Below are 14,590 nucleotides of genomic sequence, written 5' to 3'. Positions count from 1 at the left end.
ATCGCATGCCTTCGTGCACTGCCGACCGAAGGTTCGCGCCGCGCGACGGCAGGCACTTATGCAGAGACGATCACGTCGGCCGCGCACTCCTGGTGGAGAAACACCCCGGACACGTCATGACGGCGGCCACCCCGCCCGTATGGCCCACGTGGACGGGCGCACACCGGCCCGTCCCGGTAGAAACATCTCGGGGTGGGGGGCCGAACAGGTTCTCCTTGTCGGGGCGCCCGCGTGCCGCATATGCCAAAGGCTGTCCCATCGGCCAGGTTGGTCGCACTGCACCTACCGATGACATGAAGGAGAGCGCCATGATTCGTCGTATCGCGATCACGCTGGCGGCTGTCGCCACGGCCGGGTTCGTCGCCGCGGGACCGGCTTCCGCCCAGGCAGCGAACGGCTGGGACGGCCCGGCCGGCGGCGGTCACGCGGAGATCGAGGGTGGCTGGGCCAGCGGCGAGTACCGCAACCTCGGCGGCCCCTACGGGATCACCTACATCAAGGGCGAGAAGGCCTACTTCGACGCGGAGCGCGGCTACTTCGTCCGCTGACCCGGCAGCCGGGCGACCCGGCTGCGGCCGTTCCGGAACGGGCGAGGGGCCCACCCCACCACGGGGGCGGGCCCCTCACCCGTGCCGTCGCGCGCCGACAAGGACGGTGGGCCGGCACGCACCGGGCTCCGAGCGATGGCCCGGCGGCCTCAGCCCCGGTCGGCCCCCGCCGCCACCGCTTTCGCCCAGCGGTAGTCCGCCTTGCCGCTGGGCGAGCGCCGGATCCGGTCGGTGAGCACCAGCGCGCGGGGGATCTTGTAGCCGGCGAGTCGGGTCCGGCAGTGCGCCTGTATCTCGTTCAGGGTCAACGCACTTGCTTCCTCGCGCAGTTGGACCACGGCGGCGACCCGGTTTCCCCAGCGTTCGTCGGGTACGCCCGCGACGAGCGCGTCGTACACGTCCGGATGGGACTTGAGCGCCTGCTCGACCTCCTCCGGATACACCTTCTCGCCCCCGGTGTTGATGCACTGGGAGCCCCGGCCGAGCACGGTGACGATGCCGTCCGCGTCCACGGTCGCCATGTCGCCCAGCAGCACCCACCGCTCCCCGCCCCTGTGGAAGAAGGTGTCGGCGGTCTTGGCCGGGTCGTTGTAGTAGCCGAGCGGGACGTGCCCGCGCTGGGCGATGCGGCCCGGCTCGCCCGGGGCCACCGGCTCGTGACTCACCGGATCGACCACGGCCGTACGGGCGTTGACCTGCACCCGGAAACCCTTCTCCGGCCCCGAGTCGGCGGTGGCGGTGCCGTTGAAACCGGACTCGGAGGAACCGAAGTTGTTCAGCAGCATCACGGTCGGCACGAGCGCCTGGAACTCCGCCCGCACCGAGTCCGACATGATCGCCCCGGAGCTGGAGACGGAGAACAGTGACGAGCAGTCCGTTCCGCGCAACTGCCCTTTCAGGCAGTCGATCAGTGGTCGCAGCATCGCGTCGCCGACCAGCGAGACACTGGTGACCTTCTCCTTCTCGATCGTCCGCAACACCTCGGAAGGTACGAACTTACGGTGCACGACGATGCGTTGGCCGAAATTGAAGCCGATGAACGCGGTCAGCGTGGAGGTCCCGTGCATCAGTGGCGGGGTGGGGAAGAAGGTGATCCCCCCGCCGCCCGCGGCGACCCGCTCCGCCAGCTCCTGCGGGCTCCTCACCGGATCGCCGGTCGGGGCGCCGCCGCCCAGGCCCGAGAAGAAGAGATCTTCCTGACGCCACATCACGCCCTTCGGCATCCCGGTCGTGCCGCCCGTGTAGATGATGAACTGGTCGTCGGCCGAGCGGGGTGCGAAGCCCCGCCCGGCCTCGCCCGACGCCTCCGCCTCGGTGAACGACACGACCGGCACGGCCGGGGGAGCGGCGGGGGCGGGTCCCACCCTGACGAGGTGGCGCAGGCCCGGGGCCTGCGGGGCGGCCGCCGCGACCCGCTCGTCGAACTCGCCGTCGAAGACCAGCGCCGCCAGGTCCGCGTCCTGGTAGAGATAGACCAACTCCTCCTCGACATACCGGTAGTTGACGTTCACCGGAACGATCCTCGCCTTGAGGGCTCCCAGTACCGTCTGGAGGTATTCGACCCCGTTGTAGAGGTGCAGCCCCAGGTGCTCGCCCGGCCGGATCCCCGCGTCGATCAGGTGGTGGGCGATCCGGTTGGCGGCGGCGTCCAGCTCCGCGTACGTGAGCCGCCGCTCCGCGCCCGTACCGGGATGGTCGACGTACAGGAGCGCCTCGCGGTCGGGCACCGCGTCGACGACCGATTCGAACAGGTCGGCAAGGTTGTACTCCACCGTTCCTCCTGACCCCGGGTGACTGGCGGCTCGGCCGTCATTAGAGCGCCGGGCGGCACAACTGGGAAGGGGCGGCGTCGAAACAATCTGACGAGCTGTCAGAAATCTATTGAACTGCGTCCCCTCCTCCTGCAACCTGTTCCAGGTCTGGAGAACAGGAGTCGGTCATGGGCGGTACGGAACACCTCACCGTGCGGCGCGAAGGCGCCACGCTGGTGCTCACCTTGAACAGACCACAGGCCAGGAACGCGCTCTCGTTGCCGATGCTCGTCGGCCTGTACGACGGCTGGCTCGCGGCCGACGCGGACGACACGGTCCGCTCCGTCGTCCTGACCGGCGCGGGTGGCGCGTTCTGCGCCGGCATGGACCTCAAGGCCCTGGCGGGCGGCGGGATGGAGGGTGAGGAGTACCGGGAGCGGATGACGGCCGACCCGGACCTCCACTGGAAGGCGATGCTGCGCCACCACCGCCCGCGCAAACCGGTCATCGCCGCCGTGGAGGGCGCCTGCGTCGCGGGCGGCACCGAGATACTCCAGGGCACCGACATCCGCGTCGCCGGAGCGGGAGCCACCTTCGGGCTCTTCGAGGTCCGCCGGGGCCTCTTCCCGATCGGCGGCTCCACGGTCCGGCTGCCCCGTCAGATCCCCCGCACCCACGCCCTCGAAATGCTCCTCACCGGCCGCCCGTACACCGCCGACGAGGCCGCCGCCATCGGGTTGATCGGCAGGGTCGTGCCCGACGGAACGGCGCTGGAGGAGGCCCTTGCCGTCGCCGAACGGGTCAACGCCTGCGGGCCGCTCGCCGTCGAGGCCGTCAAGGCCTCGGTCTACGAGGGCGCGGAGCTGGCCGAGACCGAGGCGCTGGCCGCCGAACTCAAGCGCGGCTGGCCCGTGTTCGCCACCGAGGACGCCAAGGAAGGTGCGCGCGCATTCACCGAGAAGCGGCCGCCGGTCTACCGGCGCGCCTGAGCGCCGGGCGCTCGGCTCCCCGGTCCAGGCCCTCTCGCCAAGGAGGCAGTAGCCATGTCCGACGTCCTCAGCGCCCCGCTGGTGGTCGCATTCCCCTTCACCCGATCGCTCGGCCCCGTCCAGAGCGCCTTCCTCACCGGACTGCGCGAACGCACCGTCCTCGGCGTCCGCACGGAGGACGGCACGGTGCTCGTGCCTCCCGTGGAGTACGACCCCGTCACCGCGAGCGAGATCAGCGACCTCGTCGAGGTCGCCCCCACCGGCACCGTCACCACCTGGGCCTGGAACCCGGACTCGCGCCGCGACCAGCCGCTCGGCACGCCCTTCGCCTGGGTGCTCGTCCGCCTCGACGGGGCCGGCACCGCACTCCTGCACGCACTCGACGCGCCGGGCCCGGAAGCCGTGCGCACTGGCATGCGCGTCCGCATCCGCTGGGCCGCGACGCGCACCGGAGCCATCACCGACATCGCCTGCTTCGAACCGTACGACGGTGAGCCCGGCAACCACGAACCCGCCCCGCACACAGGGGTGTTCGCAGACCCCGTCACCGGCATCGTCACCCCGGCCCGCCTCGACTACGTCCACACCCCGGGCCGTGCCCAGAGCGCCTACCTCGCCGCCCTGGAAGGCCACCGTACCGTCGGCGAACGCTGCCCCGCCTGCCGCAAGGTCTACGTCCCGCCGCGCGGAGCCTGTCCCACCTGCGGGGTCGCCACCGCCGAACAGGTCGAGGTCGGCCCGCGCGGCACGGTCACCACCTTCTGCATCGTCAACATCAAGGCGAAGAATCTCGACATCGAAGTCCCCTACGTCTACGCCCACATCGCCCTCGACGGCGCCGACCTGGCCCTGCACGGGCGCATCGCCGGAATCCCGTACGACCAGGTGCGCATGGGGCTGCGCGTCGAGCCCGTCTGGGTGGAGGGCGCCCGCCACCCGGACCACTACCGGCCCACCGGGGAGCCCGACGCCGACTACGACACGTACAAGGAGCTGGTGTAGATGCGGGACGTGGCCATCGTCGCCTTCGCCCAGACCGCACACCGGCGGCGCACCGACGAACTCTCCGAGGTCGACCTGCTGATGCCCGTCCTCCACGAGGTGCTCGGCGCGACCGGCCTCAAGGCGAACGAGATCGGGTTCACCTGCTCCGGCTCCGCCGACTACCTCGCCGGGCGGGCCTTCTCCTTCACCATGGCGCTCGACGGGGTCGGCGCGCATCCGCCCATCTCCGAGTCCCATGTCGAGATGGACGGGGCCTGGGCGCTGTACGAGGCCTGGGTGAAGATCCAGACCGGCGAGGCGGACACCGCGCTCGTCTACTCCTACGGAAAGTCCTCGCCCGGCCGGGTCCGCGACGTCCTCACCCGCCAGCTCGACCCCTACTACCTCGCCCCGCTCTGGCCGGACTCCGTCGCGCTCGCCGCCCTCCAGGCGCAGGCCCTCATCGACGCGGGCGCCACCGACGAAGGAGCCCTCGCCGAGATCGCCGCCCGCAACCGCACCGCAGCCGCCGGCAACCCGCACGCCCAGCTCACCGGCGACGTTCCCGCGGGTGAATACCTGGTGCACCCGCTGCGCACCGGCGACTGCCCGCCCATCGGCGACGGGGCCGCCGCCGTGGTCCTCGCCGCCGGGGACACCGCCCGCGCCCTGTGCGCGCGGCCCGCCTGGATCCGGGGCATCGACCACCGCATCGAGGCGCACGGCCTCGGCGTCCGCGACCTCACCGACAGCCCCTCCGCCCGGCTCGCCGCAGAGCGCGCCGGAGCGTTCGAACGGCCTGTCGACACCGCGGAGGTGCACGCCCCGTTCACCTCCCAGGAGGTCGTCCTGCGCAAGGCGCTCGGGCTCGGCGACGACGTCCGCGTCAACCCCTCCGGCGGCGCGCTCGCCGCCAACCCCGTGATGGCCGCCGGACTGATCCGCCTCGGCGAGGCCGCCGCCCGCATCCACCGGGGCGAGTCCGACCGGGCGCTCGCGCACGCCACCTCCGGCCCCTGCCTGCAACAGAACCTGGTCGCCGTCCTGGAAGGGGAGAGCACCCATGCCTAAGGAGCCCGTCGCCGTCGTCGGCATCGGCCAGACCAAACACGTCGCCGCCCGGCACGACGTGTCCATCGCCGGACTGGTCCGCGAGGCCGCCGTCCGGGCGCTGGAGGACGCCGGGCTCACCTGGAGCGACATCGACGCCGTCGTGATCGGCAAGGCCCCCGACTTCTTCGAGGGCGTCATGATGCCGGAGCTCTACCTCGCCGACGCGCTGGGCGCCGTCGGCAAACCCATGCTCCGCGTCCACACGGCGGGCTCGGTCGGCGGCTCCACCGCCCTGGTCGCCGCGGGCCTCGTCGCCGCCCGCGTGCACCGCACCGTCCTCACCCTCGCCTTCGAGAAGCAGTCCGAGTCCAACGCCATGTGGGGTCTCTCCCTGCCCGTCCCCTTCCAGCAGCCGCTGCTGGCCGGCGCGGGCGGCTTCTTCGCCCCGCACGTGCGGGCCTACATGCGGCGCACCGGAGCACCCGACGAGGTCGGATCGCTCGTCGCCTACAAGGACCGGCGCAACGCGCTGAAGAACCCCTACGCGCACCTCCACGACCACGGCATCACCCTGGAGAAGGTCCGGGCCGCCCCCATGCTCTGGGACCCCATCCGCTACTCGGAGACCTGCCCCTCCTCCGACGGAGCCTGCGCCATGATCCTCACCGACCGCGACGGCGCGGCCCGCTCGCCCCACCCGCCCGCCTGGGTGCACGGCGGGGCGATGCGCAGCGAACCGACCCTGTTCGCGGGCAAGGACTTCGTCTCCCCGCAGGCCGGCAAGGACTGTGCCGCCGACGTCTACCGGCAGGCCCGGATCACCGACCCGCGCCGGGAGATCGACGCCGTCGAGATGTACGTGCCGTTCTCCTGGTACGAGCCGATGTGGCTGGAGAACCTCGGCTTCGCCGAGGAGGGCGAGGGCTGGAAGCTCACCGAGGCGGGCGTCACCGAACTCGACGGCGACCTCCCGGTCAACCCTTCGGGCGGTGTGCTGTCCACCAATCCCATCGGAGCGTCCGGCATGATCCGCTTCGCCGAGGCGGCCCTCCAGGTGCGGGGGAGGGCCGGGGAGCACCAGATCGACGGGGCCGTCAGGGCGCTCGGCCACGCCTACGGCGGAGGGGCGCAGTTCTTCGCCATGTGGCTGGTCGGAGCGGAGCCCCCGCCCGGCTGAGGGGGAGCGGCGGGCCCGGTCCCGTGCGGCCCGGGCCCGGCTCCGCAACGTGAGCCGGGACACGTAACATGGCAGCATGTCCTTCCTCCGCCGCCGTAGCGCCGCAACACCCGCGGGCCCGGACTTCGACGTCCTGGCCATGGACCCCGGGGACTGGCCCGGCAACCTCGGCGCGGGTCTGCTCCCCGCCCCCGACGGCAGCTGTCAGGGCGTCTTCCTCCGTTACGACCTGTACGGCGGCCGGGGCCCGGCGATGATCATCGGCAATCTCCCGGAGGGCTCGCCCGCCCGCGAGACCGAGGAGGGCCAGGTCCCCTTCGAGGTGGCCCAACTGCTCCTCGCCCTGGAGAACGACGAGCCGATCGAGGTCGTCAGCTCCGAGGACGTCCCGGTCATGCAGGGCGACAACCTGCTGATCGTCCGCCGCGTCAAGCTCTCCGAGAGCCGTATCGCCTGCGTCCAGTTCGACCGCAGCGACGGTGTCCTCGTGACCATCGCCAGCTGGGACCGGCCGATCACCGACGATCTGTACACCCTGCTCAAGCCCCTGCCCGCAGAGCTGTTCCAGCAGGGCTGAAACGTCCCTGCGCAAGGCCGCCCGGACTCGTCCGGGCGGCCTTTTCCGTTGTCCGGGCGGGCATCCGGCCATTCCCCGCGCCCGGGTGGGCGGCGGCCCGGGAGGGGGACCGGGGTAGAAAACGAAACGACTGTTCAAGTTGTAGCGATCGTTCCCCTTGGTGATCGTTCACCGCGAAGGGGCGCGCCCCTACGTCTGCCCCCGGAGGGCGCCATCGTCGGCACCGTCGACGTCGTGAGCGTCCCGTTCGCCGAACAGCAGGGCTCACCTGGAGAGGACGGTGCCGCCCGCCGCCCTCACCGAGGGCATGACCTGGGCCGTCACCGGGCTCAGTGTGGGCGTCGCGTCCGGTGCCGTGGTGTCGGGAGCGATCGTCGACCGCTTCGGTCCCGGCGGCGGCTTCGTCGTCGCCGTCGCCGCGGGCGTGGCCGCCCTGCTCACGGCGGTGTGCGCCCGGCGTCCGCTGGAGCGGAGTCTCCAGGAGCGTCACGACCGCGAAGCGGGAGAACCGGCCGGGGCTCCCGGCGGGCCCGCGCACTGACGGGCCCGTGCCGCCGCGCCCCCGCCGCCCCATCCACCACGACGCCCGGAGCCACCGTGCACGCACCGCAGACCGACGGCGGCCCCGGGCGTCACCGCGCTCGCGGAGCTGCTGGCGAAGGTCGTCAACGGCCCCGGACGGCTCCTCGCGGAGTACGAGCTGTACCTGCTCGCGGCCCGCCGCCCGGAGCTCCGCGGCTCCACCCGGCACTGGCTGGAGGCCATCGCCGCGTACGGCCGCCGTTACACCGATGACCCGGTCCGGGTGCGGGCGCTCAAGGGTGTCATCGACGGCCTGCTGCTCCAGGGGCTGCTGACCGACACCCCGCCGACGGCGGCGGAGTTCGAGGCCGTGCTCCGGCACGTCCTGCTCCGACTCCGAGCCCCCGCCCCGTCCGCGTCCGCCACCGGTCGTGGCCCGCCGTCCGTTCCTCCGCGCGACGGGCCATGAGCCGGACAATTACAACGGGCTGCCCGCGAGTTGGGCCATCAGCCGGGTCACCTGCGCTGCCGAGGTGCCCAGCCCCGTGGGGCCGCTCAGATGCCAGGGGGTGTCGTTGCCCTGCCGCAGGTCCTCCTCGCGGTAGCGGCGGCAGCCCCGGTGCCAGATCAGGATCCCCGCGATCCAGTGCTTGAGCTCCCCCACATAGCCCGCCAGGATCTCCCTGGCCTCGGCGTCGAGGCCGAAGTCGTCGTACAACACGGGGAGTTCGACCTCTGCGACATGCAGGAACTGCCGCAGCCGCGAGTTCATCAGGTCGTGCACGATCGCCACGCCCGTCGGATAGTCCACGCCGAAGAAGTTCTGCACGACCAGGACGCCGTTGTGCACCTCGCCCTCGTACTCGATCTCCTTCTGGTACGAGAACAGGTCGTTCATCAGGCACGCGTAGTCCGCCGCCGCGTTCTCCAGGGAACGCATCGGACCACTGCGGTAGACCTCTTCCGGGACCTTCCTGCCGTGCCCGAGCCTGCACAGGCTCATTGTCAGGTCCGAGCCGAACGTGGCTCGCCGCATCTCGATGTAGTCCACCGGATCGGGGATACGGTTCTGCGCCTGGTTCGCCAGCTCCCACAGCCAGCTCTCGGTCATCGACTCGATCGCCGTGCGGAAGGTACGCCGCCCGCTCAGGTCCATCGGGGCGGCCGTCCTGCGCCACAGGTCGCCCAGACTCCGTTCCAGGGCGTTCACCGGCTCCGGCGTCCCCCCGCCGTCCAGCGGCATGAACAGCGACAGCCGCTCGTTGGCCAGCCGCGCCCCCGCCAGGTCCCGGGCCCGCCCGTGCACGACCGGGAACCAGTCGTCGCCGTACGTACCCCAGGCCAGCCACCCCGAGGACAGGTCCAGTTCGTCCGGGGTCGCGTCCGGATCCAGCCCCGCCGCGCACAGCGGCAGGTCGATCGCGACGAGCCGCCGCTCGTCCCAGATGTGCGAACCCGGCACCCCCGGCTGGGCCTCCAGGATGCCCATGCGCCGCGCCCAGTCGACGATCCGGACCCGGGCCCCCTCCAGATGCGGGCTCAGCGTCGTCCCGAACGGCAGGTCGAAGTCCGGCAGCAGCGAGGGGCCCACGTGCTGGTACGGCACATGGCTCTGGCTGCGGGCCCGCGCGGTCTCCGAGCGGAGCGTGAACCTGATGGAGGCCGCGGACATGCCGAAGCCGGCCACGGCCTCGCCCGCGCCGCCGCCGTTCATGTAGCGGCTGGAGCGCATGTGCCACTCGTGGCCGCCGGACTGCCAGTCCTGGAGCCCCTTGACGTACGCCAGCACGGCCGCGGTCTGCGCCGGGTCCAGGCCCTTCTCGGCGCAGAGCGGGCCCAGTTCGGTCAGCGTGGTGTTCTCGAACTGCTGGAGCCGTGAGGTCAGCAGGTCATTGACCGCCTCGGCGGCCTCCTGCGTGGAGCAGCCGAGGAACTTCTCCAGCACCAGCACGCCGTTGCTGTTCTCCCCCTCGTCCTCCACCTCACGCTGATAGGAGAAGAGGTCGTTGCGCAGGTGCACTCCGTCGGAGAACGCGTCCCGCAGCACCCGCAGCGGGCGGGCGTCGGCGACCGAAGCGGGCACCTCGGCGTTGGCCGCGTACTCCACCAGACCAGCCGACCAGGGTGCGCCGCCCACTTTGCGGCGCATCTCGATGTACTCGACCGGGTTCGCGATGCGGCCCTCGTGGATGTTGGCGAGCTCCCACAAGGACTCGTTGAGGAGGTTCTCCGTCGCCTCCGCGAACCGGGCCCGCCAGGCGTCCGACATCGAGGGGACCGTGCGCGCCCACAGATCGGCGAGCCCCGCCTCGACGGGGTTCACCGGCTCCGGCGTCGGGGCGCCGCGCTCCATCGGCATGAAGGCGGGCAGGCGGTCCAGATACCGCTTGCCGCCCTCCCGGTCGGGCGTGCGCTTGAAAAGTTCCAGGAAGTGGTCGTCGAAGAAGAAGACCCACACATACCAGTCGGTGACCAGGGAGAGCGCCTCGGCCGAGCAGTCGGGGTGGGTGTAGGCGCACAGGAGGGCGTAGTCGTGCGCCTCCAGGTCCTTCTCCTCCCAGATGCCGGATCCCTCCAGCATCCCCATGGAGCGGGCCCACGCCCGGGTGTGCGTGCGTGCCGCCTCCACGTGAGGGTTGAGCCGCGCCGGATACGGAACATAGAAGTCCGGCAGTGAGAAGGGCTGTGCCATGTGCGTCAGGCCTTTCCAGAAGCCTCCACGCGGGGAAACGCGCGGACCGGTGGTGTCCGCGCAGCACTACCCTTCGGCCATACGGAGCACGCACGGCGGCGAATAGTCACATAATCGCGGCGCTGGTGCGTGCTCGGAAGGCGGTCGTTCGCCAGTCGGTCGTTCGGGGTCTGCCGCTCAGTAGGCGGAGTCGACGTTGTCGATCGAGCCGTACCGGTCCGCGGCGTAGTTCGCGGCGGCGGTGATGTTGGCGACCGGGTCGGTGAGCTTCTTCGGGGTGCCCTTGACGTGGTAGGCGTCGAAGGTGGGCTGGATCACCTGGAGGAGACCCTTGGAGGGGATGCCGTTCCGCGCGTTGATGTCCCAGTCGTTGACGGCGTTCGGGTTGCCGCTGGACTCGCGCATGATGTTGCGGTGCAGACCCTCGTAGGAGCCGGGGATGTTCTTCTTCTTCATGATGTCGAGCGACTCGCGGATCCAGCCGTCGAGGTTGTTCGCGAACTTCTTGGGCGTGACGCCCTTGCGCTCGGTGGAGCGGTTGGCGGCCTGCTTCTCGGAGCGCGCCTCTGCGGCGTCCTTCTCCGCGGTCGCCTTGCGGGCGGCCGCGGCCTTCTTCGCGGCGGCTTCCTTGGCGGCGGTCTCCTGAGCGGCCTTCTTGGCCGCCGCGTCCTTCGCCGTGGGGATGCCTGCGGCGGCGACCGGCTCCACGGAGATGGAGGGCCGCGTTGCCGTGGTCTGCGCTTCGCTCGGACCGCCGGTGGCGGCTATGGCGCTGACGGAACCGGCCGCGACGAGCGCGGCGGTGGCGATCTTGTGCGAGCGGGTGATGCGCAGGGTGGAGATGCGGGGCATGCGTGAGCTCTTCCTATGGGGGACGGGCTTCGCGGCCTTCGCGCCGCGTCGGCGGGAACCGGGATGTCCGAGCCGCGTTCGCCGGAGGGCGATCGACGCGGGCTCGAACTCGGTTCCTGCCGGGATCCATGGTTAGCGCTCGCCGACATAGGAAGCAATGACCGCCTTTACTACTCTTCATCGTGAGATGCCAATTTATGAGCCATATGGACGGTTTGTTACGCCGTCCGGGAGGGCTCGCGCCTACTACCGGAGGCCGTAGGTGACGTGGGTCTCGTGGCGGGCCTCACCCGGGAGGGACCTCGGGGCGGCACAGGGTCAACGCCCGGTCACGGGGAGATACGGCACGGAAGGGGGCGGCGTCGCCGCCGTACGGAGCCTCGGGCGATGCCGGCCCGGGAGCGTCGGCGTCAGCTCGACCGGGCGACGGCGGAAAGGCCCGGGAACGCACGACAGCGCGCCGCGGGACCGGTGTGTCGGCACCGGTCCCGCAGCGCGCTTCTTCTTCAGGGTGGTCAGGTCACTGCGGTTCTCGGCGAAGCGGGCCCTATGCCCGCTTCGCCGTCCTGCTCCTCAGCGTGTGCCGACCGCGGCCCGCACCGCCCGCCGCGCCAGGGCGCAGTCGTCGTGCAGCCTGCGCAGCAGCAGCCGCTGCTCCTCGCCCGAGGAGAGCGCGCCGGGCCGGTCGGCCCCGGCCCCCGCCGCGGGCGCCTCACGCATGGTGCGCTGAACCGCCGTCTCGTAGTTGCGGATCTCGCGGGTCAGCACCAGCATCAGGTTGACCAGGAACGCGTCCCGCGCGGCCGGCCCCCTGGCCTGGGCCAGCTGGCTGATCTGGCGTCGAGCGACCGGGGCGTCGCCCAGCACCGCCCACAGCGTCGCCAGGTCGTACCCCGGGAGATACCAGCCGGCGTGCTCCCAGTCGACGAGCACCGGCCCGGTCGGCGACAGCAGGATGTTGGAGAGCAGGGCGTCCCCGTGGCAGAACTGCCCCATGCCCTGCCTGCCGCCCGCGTGGGCCAGACCGTGCAGCAGCTTCTGCAGATCGCCGAGGTCACGGTCGGTGAACAGACCGAGCTCGTGGTAGCGCGCGATCCGCGACGCGTAGTCGAGCGGCGCCTCGAACAGTCCGGGCGGCGGCCGCCAGGCGTTCACCCGGGCGATCGCCCCGAGCGCTGCCCGGATATCGGCCCTCGGCGGCGCCTCCGCCGGGTGCCGGGTGAGAGCGGCGACCCGACCGGGCATCCGCTCGATCACCAGCGTGCAGTTCTCCGGATCCGCCGCGATCAGCCGGGGCACCCGAACCGGGGGGCGGTGCCGGACGAACGCGCGGTATGCCGCTATTTCGTGCCGGAACCGCTCGGTCCACGCCGGCGAGTGGTCCAGTAAACACTTCGCGACGGCGGTGGCCCGCCCGGTCGTTCCGACGATCAGGACCGAACGGCCGCTGCGGCGCAGCACCTGGACCGGGTTGAACTCGGGGCAGATGCGCTGCACGGAGGCGATGGCCATCCTTACCTGCGCGCCCTGGGGCCCGGACAGGTCGATCCTTCCGCTGAGCGGTCCGGTGCCCGGCCCCGCGGCCCGTCGGGCCCGGCCCGGACTCTGCGCCGGTGCGCCGGCGTGAGGAGCGAGATAGGGCCCGCCGCCCGCGCCCATCGGGCGGAGCGGACGGGGCGGGGCGGACACGGAGGACGATGCTGTGTACATGGGCGAGACAGATCCCTTCGTGCGCCGACAAGGTACGTGCGCCAACCCGGCCGACGGCCGTTCGGCACCCTGGGGAGTACCTAGGGCTGCCGGGCGGGGTGGCGCTTTCCTACCTGACACCGGAGCGCGGGTGGCAGACCATCTGGCGGACCCTGGCGAACCCTGGCGAATAGTCACAGCGCATCTGACAGGGGGTTAGTGTCAAGTCAGCCGAGAACCTGGGGGCTTGAAGTGACCGGAGAACCCAACACCCGCCTTTCTGACCTGTTCGGCCTGGCCGGCTGGTCCAAGGGCGAACTCGCGAGAATGGTGAACCGGCAGGCGGCGGCCATGGGCCACCCGCAGCTGGCCACCGACACCTCGCGCGTCAGGCGCTGGATCGATATGGGGGAGTCCCCCCGTGATCCCGTGCCCGAAGTGCTGGCGGCTCTGTTCACCGAGCGGCTCGGCCGTGTCGTGACCATCGAGGACCTCGGGTTCGGCCGACGCGGGCGTGTGGGGAAGCGGCGTGACTCCGGGACGGAACAACATCCCGATCAATTGCCGTGGGCGCCCGAACGGACGGCGGCGGTCCTCACCGAATTCACGGGAATGGACCTCATGCTCAACCGTCGCGGCTTGGTGGGTGCGGGCGCCGCGCTCGCCGCCGGCTCAACCATCGCCGGCCCCCTGTACGACTGGCTGCACAGCGACCCCGCTCCGGCGGCCGCAGCTCCACGTGCCAACGATCCCCTGCACGCCGATCCCGCCGGTTTCGACCGGTACGAGGCCGCACCGGTCGGCTCCGAGGAGATCGAGGCCCTGGAGCATTCGGTCGAGGTGTTCCGCGCCTGGGACGCGTCCCGGGGCGGCGGACTCCAACGCAAGGCGGTCGTGGGCCAGCTCAACGAGGTGGGCGGCATGCTCGCCTACCGCCACCCCAACCATCTCCAGCGCCGCCTGTGGGGCGTCGCCGCCAACCTCGCCGTCCTGGCGGGCTGGATGTCCCACGACGTCGGCCTCGAACCCACCGCTCAGAAGTACTTCGTCATCGCCGCCCACGCGGCCCGCGAGGGCGGCGACCGGCCGCGCGCCGGAGAGGCGCTCTCCCGGGCGGCACGGCAGATGGTGCACCTGGGCCGCCCCGACGACGCACTCGACCTGATGAAGCTCGCCAAGTCCGGCTCCGGCGACGAGACCCTGCCCCGTACGCAGGCGATGCTGCGCACCATCGAGGCATGGGCCCAGGCCTCGATGGGCCGCGGGCAGGCCATGCGACGCACCCTCGGTGAGGCCGAGGAGCTCTTCGTATCGGACAAGAGCGATGTGCCACCGCCCAGTTGGATGCAGATGTTCGACGAGGCCGATATGCACGGCATGCAGGCGCTCGCCTTCCGCACCCTGGCCGAGCACGACCGGGGGGCCGCGGTCGTCGCCCAGCGCCATGCCAAGCAGGCGCTGGAGCTGCGGGTCAACGGGCGCCAGAGGTCGAAAATCTTCGACTACATCTCGTTGGCCTCGGCCTGCTTCATCGCCAACGACCCCGAACAGGCCGACCGGTACGCCCGGCTCGCGCTGGTGTCGATGGGGGAGACCTCCTCGCACCGCACCTGGGACCGGCTCCGCGAAATGTACCGGCTCACCGGGCAGTTCGCCGGATACGCGGGGATTCAGGATCTGCGTGCGGAGATCGAGCTGTCGATGCCGCCGAGCCAGAAGAAGGCCAAGGGCACGCGGATCTGAGCCGACGGCGCCA

13 protein-coding genes are annotated in these 14,590 nt (G+C 71.3%); 9 read left to right on the top strand and 4 right to left on the bottom strand.

Going from position 1 to position 14,590, the window contains the following annotated elements; all coding sequences use genetic code 11:
- The first annotated feature begins 308 nt into the window (after window positions 1-308).
- Window positions 309-548, top strand: coding sequence for a hypothetical protein (locus ACH4KB_RS22570; RefSeq protein ID WP_398067672.1), 240 nt, complete (start codon window positions 309-311; stop codon window positions 546-548).
- Window positions 549-697: 149 nt separating this feature from the next.
- Here the strand turns inward: ACH4KB_RS22570 and ACH4KB_RS22565 are convergent, their stop codons facing one another.
- Entirely contained in the window at window positions 698-2,320 is a 1,623-nt protein-coding gene (locus ACH4KB_RS22565) for an acyl-CoA synthetase (RefSeq protein WP_398067671.1), read from the bottom strand.
- A gap of 167 nt (window positions 2,321-2,487) precedes the next feature.
- Here ACH4KB_RS22565 and ACH4KB_RS22560 point away from each other — a divergent pair, with 167 nt between their 5' ends.
- The 7 genes from ACH4KB_RS22560 (at window position 2,488) to ACH4KB_RS22530 (ending at window position 8,070) form a co-directional block, all read left to right on the top strand.
- The gene (locus ACH4KB_RS22560) at window positions 2,488-3,288 is read left to right on the top strand and encodes a crotonase/enoyl-CoA hydratase family protein (protein ID WP_398067670.1); all 801 of its coding nucleotides are present in this window, start codon (window positions 2,488-2,490) and stop codon (window positions 3,286-3,288) included.
- A 54-nt stretch (window positions 3,289-3,342) separates the two neighbouring features.
- Complete coding sequence (locus ACH4KB_RS22555) at window positions 3,343-4,290, top strand: Zn-ribbon domain-containing OB-fold protein (RefSeq protein ID WP_398067669.1); 948 nt, start codon at window positions 3,343-3,345, stop codon at window positions 4,288-4,290.
- The gene (locus ACH4KB_RS22550; protein WP_398067668.1) at window positions 4,291-5,343 is read left to right on the top strand and encodes a thiolase domain-containing protein; all 1,053 of its coding nucleotides are present in this window, start codon (window positions 4,291-4,293) and stop codon (window positions 5,341-5,343) included.
- Complete coding sequence (locus ACH4KB_RS22545) at window positions 5,336-6,502, top strand: thiolase domain-containing protein (protein WP_398067667.1); 1,167 nt, start codon at window positions 5,336-5,338, stop codon at window positions 6,500-6,502. The genes ACH4KB_RS22550 and ACH4KB_RS22545 overlap by 8 nt, the downstream gene beginning before the upstream one ends.
- Before the next feature lie 76 nt (window positions 6,503-6,578).
- On the top strand, window positions 6,579-7,079 hold the full coding sequence (locus ACH4KB_RS22540) for a hypothetical protein (RefSeq protein ID WP_003971159.1): 501 nt from the start codon (window positions 6,579-6,581) through the stop codon (window positions 7,077-7,079).
- A gap of 280 nt (window positions 7,080-7,359) precedes the next feature.
- Window positions 7,360-7,620, top strand: coding sequence for a hypothetical protein (locus ACH4KB_RS22535; RefSeq protein WP_398067666.1), 261 nt, complete (start codon window positions 7,360-7,362; stop codon window positions 7,618-7,620).
- Between the two features lie 108 nt (window positions 7,621-7,728).
- Entirely contained in the window at window positions 7,729-8,070 is a 342-nt protein-coding gene (locus tag ACH4KB_RS22530; RefSeq protein ID WP_398067866.1) for a hypothetical protein, read from the top strand.
- 9 nt (window positions 8,071-8,079) lie between these two features.
- On the opposite strand, the gene ACH4KB_RS22525 is transcribed toward ACH4KB_RS22530, so the two are convergent.
- From ACH4KB_RS22525 to ACH4KB_RS22515, 3 genes are all read right to left on the bottom strand, one after another.
- Window positions 8,080-10,293 (bottom strand): germacradienol/geosmin synthase, encoded by a 2,214-nt coding sequence (locus tag ACH4KB_RS22525; protein ID WP_398067665.1) that lies wholly within the window; start codon window positions 10,291-10,293, stop codon window positions 8,080-8,082.
- A 177-nt stretch (window positions 10,294-10,470) separates the two neighbouring features.
- Window positions 10,471-11,145, bottom strand: a complete 675-nt coding sequence (locus ACH4KB_RS22520) for a transglycosylase SLT domain-containing protein (protein ID WP_398067664.1) — start codon at window positions 11,143-11,145, stop codon at window positions 10,471-10,473.
- A gap of 573 nt (window positions 11,146-11,718) precedes the next feature.
- Window positions 11,719-12,855 (bottom strand): aminoglycoside phosphotransferase family protein, encoded by a 1,137-nt coding sequence (locus ACH4KB_RS22515; RefSeq protein WP_398067663.1) that lies wholly within the window; start codon window positions 12,853-12,855, stop codon window positions 11,719-11,721.
- A 231-nt stretch (window positions 12,856-13,086) separates the two neighbouring features.
- On the opposite strand from ACH4KB_RS22515, the gene ACH4KB_RS22510 reads away from it, so the two are divergent.
- Window positions 13,087-14,577: a hypothetical protein gene (locus tag ACH4KB_RS22510; protein ID WP_398067662.1), complete on the top strand. Its 1,491-nt coding sequence runs from the start codon at window positions 13,087-13,089 to the stop codon at window positions 14,575-14,577.
- Window positions 14,578-14,590 lie beyond the last annotated feature (13 nt).

Origin of the sequence: Streptomyces sp. NPDC017520, from assembly GCF_044329855.1 — a bacterium.
Taxonomy (GTDB): domain Bacteria; phylum Actinomycetota; class Actinomycetes; order Streptomycetales; family Streptomycetaceae; genus Streptomyces.
The sequence above is the reverse complement of the archived record's forward strand: the minus strand, read 5'-3'. Positions and strand labels throughout refer to the sequence as shown.

Excerpts from the sequence above, each read along its gene's own strand:
- ACH4KB_RS22540 (WP_003971159.1), top strand. The coding sequence starts at position 6,579 with ATGTCCTTCCTCCGCCGCCGTAGCGCCGCAACACCCGCGGGCCCGGAC.
- ACH4KB_RS22560 (WP_398067670.1), top strand. The coding sequence starts at position 2,488 with ATGGGCGGTACGGAACACCTCACCGTGCGGCGCGAAGGCGCCACGCTG.
- ACH4KB_RS22550 (WP_398067668.1), top strand. The coding sequence starts at position 4,291 with ATGCGGGACGTGGCCATCGTCGCCTTCGCCCAGACCGCACACCGGCGG.
- ACH4KB_RS22570 (WP_398067672.1), top strand. The coding sequence starts at position 309 with ATGATTCGTCGTATCGCGATCACGCTGGCGGCTGTCGCCACGGCCGGG.
- ACH4KB_RS22515 (WP_398067663.1), bottom strand. The coding sequence starts at position 12,855 with ATGTACACAGCATCGTCCTCCGTGTCCGCCCCGCCCCGTCCGCTCCGC.
- ACH4KB_RS22525 (WP_398067665.1), bottom strand. The coding sequence starts at position 10,293 with ATGGCACAGCCCTTCTCACTGCCGGACTTCTATGTTCCGTATCCGGCG.
- ACH4KB_RS22520 (WP_398067664.1), bottom strand. The coding sequence starts at position 11,145 with ATGCCCCGCATCTCCACCCTGCGCATCACCCGCTCGCACAAGATCGCC.
- ACH4KB_RS22545 (WP_398067667.1), top strand. The coding sequence starts at position 5,336 with ATGCCTAAGGAGCCCGTCGCCGTCGTCGGCATCGGCCAGACCAAACAC.
- ACH4KB_RS22555 (WP_398067669.1), top strand. The coding sequence starts at position 3,343 with ATGTCCGACGTCCTCAGCGCCCCGCTGGTGGTCGCATTCCCCTTCACC.